This is a genomic window from Desulfosporosinus paludis (assembly GCF_045689965.1).
Lineage (GTDB): Bacteria > Bacillota > Desulfitobacteriia > Desulfitobacteriales > Desulfitobacteriaceae > Desulfosporosinus > Desulfosporosinus paludis.
In genome coordinates, this window is sequence record NZ_CP144211.1 from 4,715,547 (window position 1) to 4,734,230 (window position 18,684).

At 42.2% G+C, this 18,684-nt stretch carries 14 protein-coding genes, 1 tRNA gene and 1 riboswitch; of the genes, 13 read left to right on the forward strand and 2 right to left on the reverse strand.

Going from position 1 to position 18,684, the window contains the following annotated elements; all coding sequences use genetic code 11:
• Positions 1-22: 22 nt before the first annotated feature.
• Positions 23-136: riboswitch (FMN riboswitch) on the reverse strand.
• Positions 137-185: 49 nt separating this feature from the next.
• Positions 186-728: a GNAT family N-acetyltransferase gene (locus VZF35_RS23465; RefSeq protein WP_407308826.1), complete on the reverse strand. Its 543-nt coding sequence runs from the start codon at positions 726-728 to the stop codon at positions 186-188.
• A 191-nt stretch (positions 729-919) separates the two neighbouring features.
• Between VZF35_RS23465 and VZF35_RS23470 the strand changes: the two genes are divergently transcribed.
• On the forward strand, positions 920-1,726 hold the full coding sequence (locus VZF35_RS23470) for a methyl-accepting chemotaxis protein (protein WP_407308827.1): 807 nt from the start codon (positions 920-922) through the stop codon (positions 1,724-1,726).
• Between the two features lie 1,042 nt (positions 1,727-2,768).
• On the opposite strand, the gene VZF35_RS23475 is transcribed toward VZF35_RS23470, so the two are convergent.
• Positions 2,769-2,845, reverse strand: a tRNA-Pro gene (locus VZF35_RS23475).
• A 216-nt stretch (positions 2,846-3,061) separates the two neighbouring features.
• Here VZF35_RS23475 and VZF35_RS23480 point away from each other — a divergent pair.
• The 12 genes from VZF35_RS23480 (at position 3,062) to VZF35_RS23535 (ending at position 18,612) form a co-directional block, all read left to right on the forward strand.
• Positions 3,062-3,916: a DegV family protein gene (locus VZF35_RS23480; RefSeq protein WP_407308828.1), complete on the forward strand. Its 855-nt coding sequence runs from the start codon at positions 3,062-3,064 to the stop codon at positions 3,914-3,916.
• Between the two features lie 432 nt (positions 3,917-4,348).
• The gene (locus tag VZF35_RS23485) at positions 4,349-5,116 is read left to right on the forward strand and encodes a P-loop NTPase (protein WP_407308829.1); all 768 of its coding nucleotides are present in this window, start codon (positions 4,349-4,351) and stop codon (positions 5,114-5,116) included.
• 61 nt (positions 5,117-5,177) lie between these two features.
• Positions 5,178-7,196: an anaerobic carbon-monoxide dehydrogenase catalytic subunit gene (cooS, locus tag VZF35_RS23490; RefSeq protein ID WP_407308830.1), complete on the forward strand. Its 2,019-nt coding sequence runs from the start codon at positions 5,178-5,180 to the stop codon at positions 7,194-7,196.
• 17 nt (positions 7,197-7,213) lie between these two features.
• On the forward strand, positions 7,214-9,394 hold the full coding sequence (gene acsB / locus VZF35_RS23495; RefSeq protein ID WP_407308831.1) for an acetyl-CoA decarbonylase/synthase complex subunit alpha/beta: 2,181 nt from the start codon (positions 7,214-7,216) through the stop codon (positions 9,392-9,394).
• Positions 9,395-9,484: 90 nt separating this feature from the next.
• The gene (gene acsC, locus VZF35_RS23500) at positions 9,485-10,813 is read left to right on the forward strand and encodes an acetyl-CoA decarbonylase/synthase complex subunit gamma (RefSeq protein ID WP_407308832.1); all 1,329 of its coding nucleotides are present in this window, start codon (positions 9,485-9,487) and stop codon (positions 10,811-10,813) included.
• A 100-nt stretch (positions 10,814-10,913) separates the two neighbouring features.
• A complete protein-coding gene (locus tag VZF35_RS23505) occupies positions 10,914-12,824 on the forward strand; it encodes an ASKHA domain-containing protein (RefSeq protein WP_407308833.1) in 1,911 nt (636 codons plus the stop codon).
• Positions 12,825-12,848: 24 nt separating this feature from the next.
• Positions 12,849-13,610 (forward strand): AAA family ATPase, encoded by a 762-nt coding sequence (locus tag VZF35_RS23510; RefSeq protein ID WP_407308834.1) that lies wholly within the window; start codon positions 12,849-12,851, stop codon positions 13,608-13,610.
• 15 nt (positions 13,611-13,625) lie between these two features.
• Entirely contained in the window at positions 13,626-14,588 is a 963-nt protein-coding gene (locus VZF35_RS23515) for an acetyl-CoA decarbonylase/synthase complex subunit delta (RefSeq protein WP_407308835.1), read from the forward strand.
• 75 nt (positions 14,589-14,663) lie between these two features.
• Positions 14,664-15,458 (forward strand): methyltetrahydrofolate cobalamin methyltransferase, encoded by a 795-nt coding sequence (locus tag VZF35_RS23520; RefSeq protein WP_407308836.1) that lies wholly within the window; start codon positions 14,664-14,666, stop codon positions 15,456-15,458.
• A 156-nt stretch (positions 15,459-15,614) separates the two neighbouring features.
• Positions 15,615-16,715, forward strand: coding sequence for a hypothetical protein (locus VZF35_RS23525; RefSeq protein WP_407308837.1), 1,101 nt, complete (start codon positions 15,615-15,617; stop codon positions 16,713-16,715).
• A 123-nt stretch (positions 16,716-16,838) separates the two neighbouring features.
• The gene (locus VZF35_RS23530; RefSeq protein ID WP_407308838.1) at positions 16,839-18,002 is read left to right on the forward strand and encodes a sensor histidine kinase; all 1,164 of its coding nucleotides are present in this window, start codon (positions 16,839-16,841) and stop codon (positions 18,000-18,002) included.
• A complete protein-coding gene (locus VZF35_RS23535; protein WP_407308839.1) occupies positions 17,977-18,612 on the forward strand; it encodes a response regulator in 636 nt (211 codons plus the stop codon). Before VZF35_RS23530 ends, VZF35_RS23535 begins: the two co-directional genes overlap by 26 nt.
• The last annotated feature ends 72 nt before the right edge of the window (positions 18,613-18,684 follow it).

Genomic DNA, 18,684 nt, shown 5'->3' on the forward strand with positions numbered 1-18,684 from the left:
CGTGCCAAAACACATCTTTTATCTATTCCTCTTCTCATCCAGACTTTACTGTCGGCCCCGGAATCTAACCGGATCTGCCAGAAGGCTCGCGGGCTTTACCGCCGATAGGGAATTTCACCCAACCCCAGAGGATACTATCTTATTAAATTGATTATAGTTTACTCCAGGCCGTTAGATTTAGCAACCTATAATTTCCCGTGTAGAGTGAGAAACTCATCACGTAATAACCCCATGAGTACAGCATCATGATAATTTCCTAAAACAAAACGAGCCTCTCGCTGACGGCCTTCAATTTTAAAACCAACTTTTTCATAAGCTCTGATAGCTCGAAGGTTTTCATCCCAAGTGTCTAGTGAAATTCTATGAAAGTTCCATTGGGTAAAAAGAAAGCGTACAAAGGTAATAGTGGCATCAGTCCCATACCCCTGACCCCAGTATGGTTTATTTCCTATGACGATAAAAAGGGTCGCTGAACGGCTAGGAACATTGATTTCTCTAAACCCAATTGTTCCAATCAATGAATCGTTCTCATTTAAAATAGCGTATCGATAACTATCCGGTGGACTGTCCAGAAACTTTTCGATTAATTGTTCTTTCGTTTGAAGGGAATTCAACGGCCAAGCCCCACTAGACCAATAATTAACTTCCTCATCATTGGACCATTGAAATAACATGTCAATATCATCTTCTTCAAGAGGGCGAATTTTAATTCTTTTACCCGTTAACATTTTATGCTCCTTCACTTAACCTTCGTTTGAATAATAATAACTATTCTATCATGTGCTTTGAGAGAAGGAAAATGAATTTGTACAAGATCCACTTGTTTCAAGAGGTTGATTTTAATGCTAAACCATACTAGAATGTCAGTAAATATTAAAATTATTCAATTGATTTAACAACAATCAGGAGGTCATTAAATTTGAAACTTGATTCTTACTTAGAAATTGCCGGTGAATTGCAGGACCTCTTTGATGCAGAAACAGCTATCACGTTATTAGATACAGAAAAGGTACTGGCTGCTTATCCTGGACCACAACTCAATTTAAAGCTAATGACCGGAGATCTTATACCCCAGAATACGGCCACAGAAGAAGCACTTCAGACAGGCAGCCGCATTGTGAAACGTATCTCTAAAGAAGTCTTAGGCATACCTTACGTTGGGATAGCCAATCCAATACGAGAGAATGGAACGATTATTGGATGTATTACAGTAAGTATATCAACCGAGCACTATGATAACTTACTAAAAGCCGGGCAGGAGATTCTTTCAGCAGTAGAGGAGATTTCAGCAATTTCCGAAAATCTTACAGCGACTTCAGAAGAACTAGCAGCGACTACGAAGGCCATGATCGATGAGACAGACAAAGTTACTCTGGAAGTTGAACATACCAATAAAGTAACCGCTAAAATTAATAAAATCTCAGCTCAAAGTAACATTCTTGGTATTAATTCGTCGATTGAGGCGGCCCGCGCCGGAGAACATGGCAAAGGTTTTTCGGTAGTCGCCAATGAAATAAGAAAGCTGGCCGAGTCAACCAAAAATTCTACGAATGAAATTGAGGCTGATCTCAATGGTGTACGTATTTCCGTTAATAATCTGGTGGAATCTGTGAAGCAACTGAGTGGAGTCACTGAATCACAGGCCACTGCAGCGACAGAACTAACTAATGCTTTATTACAAATTACCCAAATGGCTGAGAAACTTGTAATGATGGGTAATGTGTAGTTCTCATGAACTTCCCTTGTCGTCAAGAAGGCCTCTTTAACCACTTTATCATTCATCTTTCTAATAGATAATATGTATCTTGTACCGTAATATTCAAGCTCTTGGACCGTAGTTTGTACGCACGAGGATCCCTCTCGCCGTAATGGCGGGAGGGGTTTTGCGTTATAAAGTTTAACGTATTCTTTACTGAACGTTTATGGAAAGGTAACAAACATGATTTATACTAAGTACAACAACACGCAGCCTTACTTGCCCCTCCTAGAGAGGGGATTTTTTGTATATAGATAGGCATTTGACTCTTATAACGATGGGAGTCTTACATTTTATCAGACAAGTTTCCCCAGACAACACCTTGCTGGCATAATTCAGAAACCTTACGCCCAAATGTCGGCTGGATCTCCTTTCCAAAGTTCATCGGTTTCAAATATGGCTCTCTAATGATTTGATATAGGTAGGAGTCTATAAATTCAGACGCTCCAGTTAGGCAATATTTTCACAACCACTATGTAATAATTTAACTGTAATCTTTCTTTTTGAAAGGTGCACCCTTTAAAACCTTTGTACCTTCTTCTATACTCCTATCCTTACCATAGGAGTTCTTTTTGTTCAATAAATAGCCCTTCGGCATTGTGGTAAAACGAAGGAGATAAAAATGTTTACTATCACCTAAGGGCAGCAAGGATTAGTTGCGGTTATACAATAGAAGAGGTAGCTGGGTATTGCGAGATCTCATCAAGAACATTGGAAGAATATGAAATGGATGCTTCTTTAATTTCATGTAATATAATAGGTCGAATTGGCAAAACTCCTTAATATCCCCTTGCCATTAATCTTCATAGGGGAAGAATCGGAATTTTTTATGCATAATAGAATTGAGCACCGCAAACAGCCATAGACAAAATAAATCATGAACATACTGAAATCCTATCGACAAACTGATAAAAACCATGTTACTATTTTAACAAGCAAAGCTTCTTTAAAAAAAGAGAGTCAAAAGATAAAAAATAAAGGGATTCCAGCGATGGAATCCCAGTAATATCAATGGTCGGGGCGACAGGATTCGAACCTGCGGCCTCTTGGTCCCGAACCAAGCGCGCTACCAAACTGCGCTACGCCCCGCTACCCTGTTTATTAGAACGAGTATTATGATAACAAACCACTTTAGTCCTGTCAACCTTTATTCGAGGTACAAGCAAATCAATCAAAAATTTTGGTTCTTGATTTGCTGTTTTATGCCTATTTGCTTAGATTGCTAGGCCTAATATTTTAGGATATACTGGATACAAGATGTAATTTACAGATAATTTAGGTTTTTGATTTAGAGGAGAGAGCAACTTGAGAAAAATAGGAATCGTTATGGATTCTACTGGATATTTAACTCCCGATATCCTGCAGCAATTCCAGATTCTTGTCGTACCCCTCGCTGTTACTATTGGAATGGAAACGTATCCAGAAACCGAGTTATCGAATAAGAGTTATTTTGAAAAGCTCAATCGTATTGATGGTTTATCAACGACTTCACAACCTTCTGTTGGAGCTTTCCTCGAGGCCTATGAAACGTTATTCTCCCAAGGCTATGAGGAGATCATCAGTCTTCATCTCTCAAGTGCCATAAGTGGAACATTACGTTCAGCCCAAATGGCCATCAACTTAGCCACAAATAAGAGAATTCATAGTTTTGACTCTCAATCATCGGCATTAGGACTTGGCACATTAGCTTGGGCGGCTGCAGAATGGTCGGAACAAGGGTTAAGTGTTCCGGAAATTATGGTAAACTTAACGACTTTGAGAGAACAGACGGAATTATATTTTATTGTTAATACTCTGGAAAATCTGCGTAAGGGCGGGAGAATAGGCGGTGCTGCAGCCTTATTGGGCACTTTACTGCAGATAAAACCAATTCTATATTTTAATCAACAAGGTGAGATCGATGTTTTTGATAAAGTACGGTCTCGTTCAAGAGCTTGGCAGAGTGTACTAGAAAAGTTGACAAGAGCGTTATCAAGCGGAAGGCGTTTTCGAATTTGTATAATGCATGTCAATATACCAAGTGAAGGGACGGCTCTTCTTGCAGAACTGAAGCATCTTTTTCCTGAACATGATATTCGTCTATTTGAAGCGGGGGCTGTAATTGCGACTCATGTCGGAACAGGAGCGTTTGGCCTAGTGTTTCATCCTTGGCCAATATAATATAGTTTAGTTCTTACTTTAGAAATGCTAAACCTAATGGTTCATCCCCTCAAACGTTCTTTCAAGGGGATTCGGACTATAGATTTTCCGCTGAGGCCTTTGATTTAAAGTGAGTAAGATATTTAATGCACAAGATAGGAATAATGATTTTTTTAGCGAATAATATCAAAGGTCAATAATTACAAATTTGTATCTGTCTACCAAAAATAAAACGAATAAGCATTGAACTGAATATTGGATATTCACAGAATATTTAAATTAATTATAATATTCTGAGTCAAAAATAATAAAATCATTAATAAAAATAATGTTAATATTAAAATAAATTCAGAAAGTTTGCAGGATTAAGCAAATAAAAAAAGAATATATCTATAACCACAGAATAGTTCCCAGATATGTTGCTAAATTGCACCATAAAGGAGTGGAGGACATTTGAAAATCGCAATCTCCGGTAAAGGTGGTGTCGGAAAAACCACTTTTACTGCAAATTTTGCTCGTTGGTTAGTACAAAAAGGGATTACCGTTCTGGCAGTTGATGCAGACCCCGATGCAAGTTTAGGGACAATACTGGGAATTTCGGACGATGTATTGACGGATCTGAAACCAATTGTCGATATGAAGGAGCTCATTGAGGAACGCATGGGAGGAAGCGGAGCTTTTTACCCGCTTAACCCCAATGTCGATGATATTTTAGATGATTACAGCGTATCTGTTGGACAACTTCGCTTTTTTAGGATGGGGAATATCAAAGGGGGAGGAACCTCTTGCTATTGCAAGGAAAATAGTTTTCTCCAAGCATTGGTAAATTCTCTGATATTAGGGGAAAAAGATACTGTAATTCTGGATATGGGAGCAGGTATTGAACAGCTAACTCGCGGTACAGCGTTGGGTGTTGATGTTTTAGTGATTGTTACAGAACCATCTAAAGTCAGTGTGCAAACAGTTCATGTCATTCAACAGCTTGCTAATGAACTTGGTATTCCTCGTGTCGTCGTTATTGGTAATAAAGTTCGCAACTCAAACGATGAAAATTTTCTTAGAGACCGCTTTTCTTCAGAACAGCTTATTGGCATCATCCCTTACAGCGACGAACTGTTGGAAATGTCCATTAATACAGGCAGTGATGTATTGCCTGAAGGGTCTCTGGGAGTTCAGCTCAATAAAATCTATGGAAAAATAACCGAGGAAGGAGATGACTGAGGCTTTCTTTTGTAGCAATAAGAGTATGAGAAGGGGATCTTAATAAAGAGGAGGTTGTAACATGCCTAGATATCGGGATTTAACCCATACTGCCCGACCATCGGATGCACCACGAGTTGTTGATCCTAAGAATCCTGTTCGTACGTCAGATCCGGGTACCCTGCAAATGTTAAAAATGTTGGAAGGTAAAAATATTGAAACAGTTTTTGACCGTGTAGTGGCACAACAACCGCAGTGTACCTTTGGATATAAAGGTGTATGCTGCAGAATTTGTATTGCAGGTCCTTGTCGTGTGAAAAAAGAAGAGGGACCTGGCAGTCGAGGGATTTGTGGAGCATCTGCCTATACCATTGTTTCTCGTAATCTTGTACGCCTAATTGCCGGAGGAACTGCATCTCATTCTGAGCACGCACGTCATGTCTTACACACTGCTCACGCTTTGGTTGACGGTCATGCTCCCGACTACGAAATTAAATCATCAGCCAAACTTCATAAATTAGCACAGAAATTGGGAATTTCTACCCTTGACCGGGAGGACAAAGAGATTCTTAGAGATGTGGTCGAACTTGGTTATGCTGATTTTGGTCGCTACCAAGATCGCCCGTTAGCCTTTCTTGATTCCTTTTTGACGGAAGGACGCCGTAAAAAATTCCAGCATACTAACGTAATGCCCAAAGCAATTGACGGCACAGTCACTGAGCTAATTGCTCAAACTGCCATGGGAGTTGACAATGATCCTGTCAATATAATATTTGGAGGGCTTAAAGCCGCGCTGGCCGATTTGGGTGGGGAGTATATTGGAACTAATTTAAGTGACGTTTTATTTGGAGTACCCGAACCCATTGTTTCTGAAGCTAACCTCGGTGTCATTGATCCGAAGATGGTCAATATCGCTGTCCATGGACACAATCCTGTTCTGAGTGAAATGGTGGTAGCAGCGGCCCGGAAAATGAAAGCAGAAGCTCAAAAAGCAGGTGCTGAAGGGATCAACGTCGTTGGAATCTGTTGCACTGGTAACGAGTTGCTTATGAGAGAAGGAGTTTATTTAGCAACTTCCTCCGCATCCCAAGAGATGGCTATTATGACCGGTGCTCTTGATGCGATGGTTGTTGACATCCAATGCATTTATCCATCCGTACAAACCGCTGCGGAATGTTACCACACGAAAGTGATAACAACTGAAGCGATTATGAAAACTCCTGGAGCACAGCACGTTGCCTTTAAAACAGAAACCGCTATGGAGGATGCTCAGAAACTTGTTGGAATTGCGATTGAAGCTTATAAACATCGTGATCCAAAGAAAATTTCTATTCCTGCGGAACGTCATAAACTTGTTGCTGGGTTCAGTATTGAAGCGCTTACTGAGATCTTCGCAAAAATTTGCCCTGAACGGCCAATCTCCGTATTAACGGATGCCATCTTAAGTGGACAACTTAAGGGAGTTGCTTTGATGGCCGGATGCAATAACCTCAAGCGAACGCAGGATGAAGGGCATGTCACTGTCTTAAAAGAACTTGTTAAAAATGACGTATTTGTGATTGCAACGGGTTGTTCGGCCGGTGCCTATGCCAAATTTGGACTTATGTCACCTTTGGCAGTGGATGCCTATGCCGGAGAAGGACTTAAATCTTTCCTTAAAACACTTGAAGAAGCCAATCCACAACTTTCCACTGGCTTACCGCTGGTCTTCCACGTTGGGTCCTGTGTGGACAACAGCCGCGGTATTGATTTAGCGATGGCTATGGCCAACGAACTCGGCGTCGATGTTCCAAAAGTACCGTTCGTGGCTTCTGCCCCAGAAGCCATGCATGAAAAGGCAGTCGCGATTGGTACGTGGGCTGTAACCATGGGATTACCGACTCACGTTGGTTCTTTGCCTCCTGTCGAAGGCAGCGATCTCATCTATGGTATTACCACCCAAATTGCTCATGATGTCTTTGGAGGAAACTTCATTTTTGAAGTAGATCCGGTCATTGGAGCTCAGAAACTTCTGAATGCTTTGGAGTACCGAACTTGGAAACTCAATATTCATAAAAAGACAGCCGAAAAAAATGAAACCCCAATAGCCCAAGGTTGGTAAGAAAGGAGGAATGTCTGATGTCTATGGAACAAATATACGAAGAAGCAATTAAGGATCCTAATAATCAACCGAAAAAATTATTGCGCAAAGCCTATGATGGAACTGTTATCGCCATGACTTATGCTGAAATTCTTCTTAATCGAGCTATTAAAGATTACGGAACAGCTCAAACCATTGGTTATCCTGACACGGCTTACCATCTCCCGGTCATCACATGTCTTTCTGGTGAAAAGGTGACCACTTTGGGTGAATTGGTTCCGATCTTAAACCGCATGCGTAGTCAGGTTCGCACGGAACTCACGTTTGAAAATGCTAGACTTTGGGGTGAATCTGTTCTTTATGCCGCTGAGATTATTGAGACAATTCATTATCTTTGCGGAGATGAACCAAAGGTGAAACCGTGGACAGGATTTTTGGGAGACCCAGTCGTACGGAAACACGGGATTAAGATGGTCGACTGGACCATCCCTGGTGTTGCTGTTATTCTTGGACGTGCCAAAGATTCTAAAGCAGCTAAGAAAATCATTGATAATTTAATGGGTAAAGGGTTTATGATCTTCCTTTGTGATGAGGTCATTGAACAATTACTCGAAGAGAACGTTAAAATCGGGGAAGATTACATTGCTTTCCCCTTAGGAAACTTCACTCAGGTAATTCATGCTGTAAACTACGCCTTCAGGGCAGGTCTCGCTTTCGGTGGAATTCCTGCTGGAGAACGAGAAAACCATCGTGATTATCAGCGTCGTCGGGTCCGGGCTTTTGTACTCCATCTTGGAGAACTCGACGATGTCAAAGTAGCTGCTGAAATGGGCGCAATTTTTATGGGCTTCCCTGTTCTGACAGATCAAGAACTTGGCGAAGATATGCAGATCCCGGACTGGTATATTTCAGAACCTGATTATGAGAAAATAGTGCCGCTAGCTTTGGAAGTTCGTGGAATTAAATTGACAAACGTCGAATTACCGATTCCGGTTAACTTTGGTCCAGCCTTCGAAGGTGAGACGATTCGTAAAGGGGATACCTACGTCGAATTTGGTGGTGGACGAACCACTGCTTTCGAACTTGTCCAAATGGTAGGGCCCGAGAATATCGTAGATGGCCAGGTGACTGTTATAGGCCCCGATATTGACAGTGTTCCAGAAGGATCCAAACTTCCTTTGGGAATTAAAATTGATATCTATGGACGAAAAATGCAAGCAGACTTCGAAGGTGTTTTTGAACGAAGAATCCACTATTTTGCTAACTATGGTGAAGGCGTATGGCACGTGGCTCAACGTGATTTGTGTTGGGTACGGATCTCTAAAGATGCTCGAGCAAAAGGTTTCTTAATGAAGCACTTCGGTGAACTGTTAATTGCCAAGCTGAAAGAAGAATTCCCCGCTATTATTGACCGGGTCGAAGTCACGATTATGCTTGATCAAGCGGCAGTCGATGAAGGTATCATTCTTGCCCGCGAACGTTATAGGGCTCGCGACGACCGTATGAGGAGCCTGACGGATGAATCTGTTGAAGACTTTTATTCCTGTCTGCTCTGCCAATCCTTTGCCCCCAACCATGTCTGTATTGTTACACCGGAACGGGTTGGTCTTTGCGGCGCGGTGAGTTGGTTAGATGCCAAAGCATCCCATGAAATTGCGTCGAATGGTCCTAATCAGCCAATTCCCAAAGGACCTGCGATTGATGAATTAAAAGGTATGTGGCAAAGTACCAATGATTACCTATATAAGGCTTCAAACAATACGTTGGAGGAAGTTAACCTCTACACATTAATGGACAAACCGATGACTTCCTGCGGTTGCTTCGAGGCAATTATGGCGATTGTTCCGGAAGCCAATGGTCTTATGCTCACGACTCGCGAACATTCAGGAATGACACCTTCTGGTATGACATTCTCTACACTGGCAGGAACCTGTGGTGGTGGTATGCAAACACCGGGCTTTATGGGTATCGGGCGTACGTATCTCCTTAGTAAGAAATTTATTCCCGCGGACGGCGGTATTGCTCGTATAGTCTGGATGCCTAAAGAATTAAAAGAATTCTTGCGTGAGGATTTTGTCCAACGTTCGATTGATGAAGGGTTAGGTGCAGATTTCATCGACAAGATTGCGGACGAGTCCATTGGAACCACAGCTGAGGAAATAGTACCGTTCCTTGAAGAAAATGGACACCCATGCTTTAATCTTGAACCATTAATGTAAGAAGTATGATGACTCTAGGCCCCATAGTTTCTGCTGAAGGGGCCTTAGAGTCTGCTTACTTACTAAAGTCAAAAAGAAAGGGGTTTCAATATGGCTCTAACAGGTTTAGAAATTTATAAGCAATTACCTAAGAAAAACTGCGGAGAGTGTGGAGTACCGACTTGTCTGGCCTTTGCTATGGCTTTAGCTTCCGGCAAAGCATCGTTAGACACCTGCCAATATGTCACGGCAGCCGCCAAAGAGGCGCTGGATTCTGCCTCCGCCCCCCCTATTAAAGCAATTAAATTCGGAAAAGATTCCATTCTTGGCGATGAAAACGTTCTCTTCCGTCATGATAAAACCTTTTATCATCCAACAACTTTATTAATCAGAGTGTCTGATACCTTAAGTGACGCAGAATTAGAGGCTAAGATCCAAGAAATCAATGGTCTGGAGTTTGACCGAGTAGGTTTACATTATTCTATTGATGGCGTCGCTGTTGTAAACGAATCAGGGGAAGCAGCTCGCTTTGAGAAAGTCGCTGGTATTGTAGCGGCAGGGACAGATAAATCTTTACTCTTGCTTAGCAGTGACCCAGCGGCATTGAAAGCAGCTCTTGGACCCCTGGCAGCTCGTAAACCTCTGATAGGTGAGGCTACAGCAGATAATTATGAAGCGGTTGTCAATCTTGCCAAGGAAAATTCTGTTCCAGTTATCTTGAAAGCCGAAGGACTCGATGCTCTTAACGACCTTGTCGAGAAAGCTCAAGCCTTGGGTTATAAAGAGTTCGTCTTAGATCCAGGGGCAAGAAGCTCGGTTGAAACCTTAGCTAACTTGACCCATATGCGTCGCTTAGCCATCAAGAAAAAATTCCGGCCGTTTGGTTATCCGGTGATCGCATATTCCAGTCAACCAGAACCTCTCGATGAAATTATGGAAGCGTCAGTCTATGTTGCTAAATATGCTAGTGCAGTCGTGTTAAATACGAGTGCCAAGGCTCATATTTTGCCGCTAATGACGTTACGCCAGAACCTCTACACAGATCCGCAGAAGCCGATTCAAGTTGAACCAAAACTACATTCTGTGGGAGATGTCAATGAGAATTCTCCGCTGTATATCACGACGAACTTCTCCTTAACGTACTACAGCGTTGAAGGTGAAGTTGAAGCCACCAAAATACCTAGTTATATTCTTCCTATTGATACAGATGGAACTTCTGTGCTTACTGCTTATGCAGCCGGTAAATTTGAGCCGGATAAAATTTCCGACGCAATGACTGCTAGTGGGATTACCGATAAAGTGACCCATCGCAATGTGATTATTCCAGGTTATGTGGCTGTAATCTCGGGTAAACTAGCCGAACTGACCGGTTGGAAAGTTGTTGTTGGTCCCCGTGAATCAAGCGGAATCATGGCGTTTTCTAAATCTCAATTGTCATAATGACAGTCTTGTTAGAGTCTAGTCCTTAAAAGAGAGCACTGTTATATCTTTTACAAGGCTTGTAAAAGGGATTTCTTGGTAGATTAAGGAAGTGAAAGCGATGCCCCTATTTCAAATTAAATTCATGCCCGAGAACCGCATTATTCAAGTTGAAAGTGGTACTACGCTGCTCAATGCAGCTGCACAAGCAGAAATACTCATTAAATCAGGGTGCGGAGGTAAGGGAACGTGCGGTGCCTGTAAAGTAGTCGTTTTAAGCGGGGAGCCCCAAGTGACGGGAACTGGAAACCTCACGCCGGAACAACTTTCCAAGGGGGTGCGGCTAGCCTGCAAAACAATTATTCAAGGCGACTTGACGATTGAGGTGCCTCCTGAGTCCCGTTTACAAGAGCATCAGGTTTTATTGGGGGACACCCAAACAGGACTTTTACAGGAGAGCGAACATGATTTACTCGAAAAGTTTGGGCATCACCCTTTGGCAACGAAACAAAGAATAGTGCTGTCAGTTCCGACTTTGACGGAAAACACCAGCGATTGGGCTCGTCTACATTTGGAACTCCGCCGCGTTTTGAAGGCCGGAGAAAACCCCATCCACATTCCTTTATCTGTTCTTCAACACTTACCCGAGACTTTGCGGAAAGCAGATTGGGACGTATCAGTCACTTTAACAGATCTCGGCTCAGGGTTTACTGTGACTCACCTTGAAGCCGGCAACGATAGCCCTCCGTATGGACTAGCTATTGATATCGGTACAACGACAGTGGTTGTCTATGTAGTAAATTTATTGACTGGTGAGACTATTGATCAGCAGGGATCTTACAATAAGCAGGCGAGATATGGAGATGATGTCATTTCCCGTATCGTATATGCTGTTGAAAACAAGGAACACTTGCAGGAAATTCGTCACGCTGTTGTGGAAACGCTCAATGAGCTGATTGATAAAATCCTTAGTCGACGATCAATAAAGCCAACTGATATCGCTAGTGCGATGGTGGCAGGGAATACAACGATGACCCAGTTGTTCTTGGGAGTTGATCCAAAATACATTAGGCTGGAGCCATATATTCCGACGATGTCAACAATTCCTCCAGTTTCCGCTCGGGAGATTGGGCTGCACATGTTACCTGAGGCCTTAGTCCACTGCTATCCATCGGTAGCAAGTTATGTTGGCGGAGATATTGTTGCAGGAACTCTAGTCACAGATTTGGCCAATGGAGAGGATATCATTCTTTTTATCGATATTGGGACAAACGGAGAAATTGTTCTTGGAAACCAGGATTGGCTCGTGGCATGCGCTTGTTCAGCAGGTCCGAGTTTTGAGGGAGGCGGGATTACCTTTGGTATGAGAGCGATGCCTGGAGCAATTGAACGAGTTGTCATCGATTCTGAGACACTTGATGTATCCTTGAAGGTGGTTGGCAAGGGCCTGCCTGTTGGCATTTGCGGATCTGGACTCGTTGATTGCATGGCTAAACTTCTTAGCGCGGGTATTATCGATCGTGCTGGAAATTTCCAACTTGGACATCCTTCAGGCTCTCCGCGTTTACGAGCAACGGAAGATGACAAAGAGTTTGTCCTGGCCTGGGCTCTTCAAGCGGGTGGACAAAAAGATGTCGTCATTACCGAAAATGATGTCAAAAATATCATCCGTGCCAAAGGGGCTATTTACGCAGGAATTCGCTCATTGCTCAATATGGTCGCAGTAGATATTGACATGATCAGTCGAATTGTTATTGCAGGCGGTTTTGGTAATTACCTCAATGTGCATGATTCCGTACAAATAGGGTTACTGCCAGACCTTGAGCCGGAACGTTTTGAGTTTATTGGGAATTCTTCTGTGAAAGGTGCGCGATTAGCTCTTTTATCCCAAGCGGCATGGCACGAAGCAGAAGAGTTGGGACGTAAAATGACTTACATTGAACTATCAGTTGGGGCAACCTTTATGGATGAGTACGTTTCTGCTCTGTTTTTGCCTCATACAGACTTAGCCCTATTCCCTTCTTGTCATTAACGTTATAAATGGAGGTCTACTTAAATGGCAAAATATATTGCAGTTGCAGGTAAAGGCGGAGTAGGGAAAACCACATTCACCGCGTTATTATTGAGGCAAATGGTTCAACAAAAGCGAGGGATTTCTATTCTTGCCGTGGACGCTGATCCGAACGCAAATCTCGATGAGGCTTTAGGTCTAAAAGTTACAGGGACAATTTCAGAGTTGCTGGAACAAAGTAAAGACCCCAAAGCGATTCCTAATGGGATGCCTAAAAATATCTTTATCGAGTATAAGCTTCAACAAGCGTTGGTGGAGACTAAGGATATTGATCTTCTCGTCATGGGTGGGCCTCAGGGAGCAGGATGCTATTGCTATCCTAATGATATCCTGCGCAAGCATATCGAGAACATCGGAGAAAACTATGACTTTGTAGCGGTGGACTCTGAAGCAGGTCTCGAGCATATTAGCCGGCGAACGATTCCCCATATTGATGTCATGTTTGTTATCAGCGATTCTTCGGCGCGAGGGATTCGTTCAGCAGGACGGGTTCATGATCTCATTCGAGGACTTAAATCCGCAGTAGGAAAATTATATCTGATCGTAACTAAGACGAATGAGGGAAGTTTGGAATCCCTTAACGAAGAAATTGAACACACAGGCCTCACTGTACTGGGTGATATCCCGCTTGATCCTCTGGTTGCGGAATATGACCTTGCAGGAAAGCCATTATTCGAATTACCAGATGATGCCGTCTCGGTCAAAGCTGTAGCAAGTATTTTGAACCGTGCCGGAATCTTCAACTAGAAAGGAGAGAAGTTCATGTCCGTTACATTAGTGAAAGAAAGATATTCTAGTAAGGTCGGAGAAGTTGTTCTCGGCGCAACTCCTGAACAAGGAGGAACACGAACTTCAACTGTAACAGTAGGCGGAGACAGTGCTTTACCATTTCTTCACTTTGAAGGCGAAATGCAAAATCGTCCAGTGATTGCTATGGAGGTCAACGACATCGTACCTTCTTGGAATGATAATATTATCAGCCAATTCGGAAATGTTCTCAGTGATCCTGCTGCCTGGGCCAAAAAATGTGTCGACGAGTTTAAAGCAGATTTGATTTATTTGAAATTTATCGGTGCAGACCCAGATGGTGAAAATCGTTCCCCAGAAGATTGCGCACGCATTGTTAAAGAAGTTTTGGCCGCAGTTGGGGTTCCACTCATCGTTGCCGGGTGTGACAATGACCAAAAAAACAATGAAATTATCGCTGCAATCGCAGAAGCTACCTCAGGGGAAAACCTTCTCCTTGGCCTGGCGGAGCAAGATAACTATAAATCTATAACCGCTGCCGCAATGGTTCATAAGCATACCGTCATTGCTCGCTCTCCGCTGGATATCAATATTTGTAAACAGTTGAACATTTTAATTAATGAAATGGGCTTGCCTCTCAATAAAATTGTAATTGACCCCATGATCGGCGGTCTTGGATTTGGAATTGAGTATGCTTATTCGATCATGGAACGTGCTCGCCTAGGTTCTTTGGCCAATGATAAAATGCTTTCGATGCCCATGATCTGTACTGTTGGTTATGAGGCTAATCGGTGCAAGGAAGCCAACGCCTCTGCAGATGAATTCCCGGGCTGGGGCGATCTTCAAGATCGAGGGGTACTATGGGAAGCAATGACCGCTTCGGCTATGCTCCAAGTTGGAGCCAGTATTCTCGTGATGCGCAATCCTTCATCGGTCCGTCTCGTACAGAAAAATATTGCCAGTTTAACGAATAAATAATAATCTGTACAATTTTAAGATCAAAGGTTTTGACTCTCTTATATACCTTCGATAATAATGAAAGGTCGTGACTAGATGCTTATTTTTGGAGAACGTATTAATGGAATGTTTACTGATATTGGAAATGCTCTTCGCAGTAAAGATCCAAAGCCATTGCAATACTGGGCAGTAAAACAGCAAGAAGGCGGTGCCCATTACCTCGACGTTAACTCTGGACCTGCAATTCCTACTGAGGAACGTGTCGAAGCCTATGAATGGATGGTTAATGTAATACAAGAAGTTTCTGATTTGCCGCTCGTTTTAGATTCAACCAATTACAATGCCATTGAGGCAGGTTTAAAGGTATGCAAACGCCCTGCAATCATTAACTCTTGCCCCGCTGAGCAAGTCAAAATTGAACGAGTATTTCCTATGGCTATTCAATATAATGCTGGCGTCATCGGATTAACTATGGACAAAAAGGGTATTCCCAAAGACGCTGAAAACCGAGTAGCCTTTGCCATGGAATTAGTAGCTGCAGCTGATGAATATGGTCTGAGAATGGAAGACCTCTTTATTGATCCTTTAATTCTCCCAGTCAACGTCGCTCAAGAACATGCCCCGGAAGTTCTTGAAAGCTTACGCCAAGTGAAAATGTTAGCTAATCCGGCCCCTCGTACAGTTCTTGGTTTATCAAACGTTTCTCAAAAATCACCGGACCGTAACTTGATTAATAGAACATATCTGGCAATGGCTATTGCTTCAGGTCTAGATGCTGCCATAATGGACGCAAATGACGATGCCTTGGTTGACGTAGCTGCTACGGCTCAAATCTTACTCAATAAGAGCATTTATGCTGATTCTTATTTGAAAGTTTTCCGCTCTCGCTAAGTCAGACCTTCTCGTCCCAGCCAAAACTCCTCAGACAACATCTGAGGAGTTTTGCATTGTACGCCCAATGTAATGGATTATTCATGGATTATATTCATACCATTTAAGAAACAAGCATAGCTATCTACAGATATCAAAATCTGGAGGTGGATTTTTTTGGAAACTTATTTTCATAATGACTCGCGTATCTCTGAATGGATTGATCAAATCACGGAAAAAGTATTTACAGTTTGCCTTTTAAAAGGAGCAGATGCTGAAACAGAATTTAATAAGGGATGTCAAATTGTCACTAAGTTAACCACTCTGCTTCAGGGCATCTCAACATTTCCGCCAGAATATTTGGAAGATGGAGTAAAACAGCTCGTCGAACAACAACTTCCCGATGCGCGGATTATCAATAACTTTCCATCTTTTCACGATATCAAAAAACGTATGCTTGATGAAGGAATAGCCAAGGGGATAACTAAGGGAATAACTAAGGGAATAACGACTCAAATCGACGAAGAAATTCCTCACTTGGCGAATTCAATGGATTCTCGAGAGCTTGCATTTGAAGTAGCAGATCAGAAAATCGTTTCTGAAGATGGAGAGATAATCGACGTGGGAATTTCTTTGAACCAAGAGGAAGAAAACGATAGGCAACCTATAGAAGGGCTAATTCAAGAGGAAGAGCTAAGCCCAGCAGAAGAGCAAGCCTCAGTTGAAGAGTTAGCTTCAACTGAAGAACTAGCCCCAGCTTTCGCTGCTTTCAATCGAGCAAGCTCACTGCATCAAGAAGCTGAACAAGAAAATCCATTCCTTGAACAAGAAGTATTTAGCAGGGATGTGTCTGGCTTTGATCAAGAAGAACAATCTGATAATCTCCGAGAGGAGTTGACTAGGCCGGAGAGCACAATGAAAAAGGGGCTGGCAATTGCTCCCGACGTTGTGGAGGCGCATGATCGTGGCGTAAGTCCAAGTCAAGCACTTCATGAACCTGAACAGCAAAAGTGCTTAGACTATGTATTGTCAAAAATCTATCCCCAAAAAGCAATCCGCTGGAACATTAAAGTAGCTGATCAGCTTGTTTTTGCACAAATTGCGGATTTACTGGTTTGCTTAAATGATCCCAACATTCCTTGCAATACTCAAAAAATGAGTCGCGAAGGTTGGAAGGTTTATGTTTGCAGTAATGAAGATTTAATGTTTCCGCGCAGGGTGGAAAGAGGGATCCGACAAATATTACGAGAGAGCAAACAAAGATTGTCAGTGGATTAAGGGAATTTTATTAGTAGGTAGTAGGAAATACCATTTCTTTGTCGAATTCTAATATAGAAAATCACATAGCTAGTGATTTAGCTATGGATTCGATAACATCGACAGTGAAATGAGGAATAATTTTTGTCTGATCAGTTGGGAGAAATTTTAAAGAAAACCTTAGCGGCAATTGAATCAGGAAAAGAGGAAATTTTCTTTATAGCAGAAACTTCACGGAATGAGACCCTTCGGTTGACAAATGAACTCTCTCAGCTTAAATCGGATATTTCTGAGATCATTTCACAAGTAAATAGTCAAGAAAAGGTCGATAGACAAAAGCGTATAAGGCTTATGGAAGTTAATAGAGCCTTTCAGAGATATACTCAAAAAGAAATGATTGAAGCTTATGCAGAGGCTAAAGATGCACAAGTAAATTTGCAACTTTTGCAAGCAAAAGAAGTGCAACTGCGTAAGCGAAGGGATGAGCTGGAACGTTCTTTGCATCAAATGGAAGCGACAATCGAACGGGCTCAGAATTTGATGACACAGGTCGGTATGGCTATTAGTTTAATAAAAGGTGAGATTGAAGGAGCACTAAATAGCCAGAATCATGAACAGCGACAAGAATTGGGTTTAAGAGTGATAAAAGCCCAAGAGGATGAAAGACGTCGCGTCGCCAGAGAAATACATGACGGGCCGGCTCAAACACTTGCCAATATAGTATTACGCTTAGAGATTGCTGAAAGGTTACTGGAATTTGATCCCCAACGAGTAAAGGCCGAGCTGCTGGATCTAAAGAATTTAGTTCGGGCAAATCTTCAAGATATCCGCAGAATCATATTTGACCTTCGACCTATGGCCCTAGACGATCTGGGATTAATACCTGCGATTACTAAATATCTTAAAAATTTTCGTGAAAACTATGGAATTGAATGTGAATTACGGATTGAAGGTCGAGTGAAAAGGCTTCTTCCTGCAGTAGAAGTTGCCCTTTTTCGCTTAGTTCAAGAAGTTATGACGAACGTTGCAAAACATGCTCACTCTCCGAAAGTTAGTATGTACCTGAATTTTCAAGACGATTGGACTTTAGCTCGAATCCAGGATTTTGGGAAAGGTTTTGAAGTCGAATCTGCAATGATGACTCCAGGAGAACATTTTGGCCTCATAGGTATGCAAGAACGAGTAGAAATGTTCGCCGGGCGATTTTCTATTCAATCGACCTACGGGAAGGGGACAACGATCGAATTTTCGATTCCATCCAGGCATGAGGGAGGCACAAACCATGATTCGGATCGTCATTGCCGATGATCACCCGCTGTTGAGAGAGGGATTACGCCGTATTTTAGAATTTGAAGATGGGATTGAAGTCATTGCGGAAGTCGGAGACGGTCAAGGTGCTATTAATGTAGCGCGAAATGTGGAATTTGATATTTTATTAATGGATCTCAATATGCCTGGAGTAAATGGCTTAGAAGCCGGGCGAGTAATTCGCCGCGAAAAACCCGATATTGGTATCTTAGTTCTTACAGTTGATGATTCCGATGACAAGGTTTTTCAGGTCCTTCAAATTGGAGTTGCCGGTTATTTGCTCAAAGATGTTGACTCTAAAACCTTGATTCAGTCCATCCACAAAGTATTTAATGGCGAACCCATTTTATCTCCAGCTGTCACAGGAAAATTACTGGGTCAACTATCCCATCCACCTGTCAAGAACACATGTGGTCTCAGCGAGAGGGAATTGGAAATTCTTCACTATGTAGTACGAGGATCTTCAAATAGAGAAATAGGTACAGCTCTATTTATCAGCGAAAAAACGGTAAAAAACCATTTGTCGAGCATTTATAGAAAACTAGAGGTTGAGGATAGGACTCAGGCTGCACTTAAAGCCGTTAAACTTAAATTTATACATTTGGATTAATAAAATTAGCTGGGTTATTTCATTGCTAAACATGCTTTAAAAAGGTAATATAGTATAAACTGATCCAACGAA

Coding starts and splice junctions, on each gene's coding strand:
- acsC (WP_407308832.1), top strand. CDS start 9,485: ATGGCTCTAACAGGTTTAGAAATTTATAAGCAATTACCTAAGAAAAAC.
- VZF35_RS23515 (WP_407308835.1), top strand. CDS start 13,626: ATGTCCGTTACATTAGTGAAAGAAAGATATTCTAGTAAGGTCGGAGAA.
- VZF35_RS23505 (WP_407308833.1), top strand. CDS start 10,914: ATGCCCCTATTTCAAATTAAATTCATGCCCGAGAACCGCATTATTCAA.
- VZF35_RS23535 (WP_407308839.1), top strand. CDS start 17,977: ATGATTCGGATCGTCATTGCCGATGATCACCCGCTGTTGAGAGAGGGA.
- VZF35_RS23465 (WP_407308826.1), bottom strand. CDS start 728: ATGTTAACGGGTAAAAGAATTAAAATTCGCCCTCTTGAAGAAGATGAT.
- VZF35_RS23520 (WP_407308836.1), top strand. CDS start 14,664: ATGCTTATTTTTGGAGAACGTATTAATGGAATGTTTACTGATATTGGA.
- VZF35_RS23510 (WP_407308834.1), top strand. CDS start 12,849: ATGGCAAAATATATTGCAGTTGCAGGTAAAGGCGGAGTAGGGAAAACC.
- cooS (WP_407308830.1), top strand. CDS start 5,178: ATGCCTAGATATCGGGATTTAACCCATACTGCCCGACCATCGGATGCA.
- acsB (WP_407308831.1), top strand. CDS start 7,214: ATGTCTATGGAACAAATATACGAAGAAGCAATTAAGGATCCTAATAAT.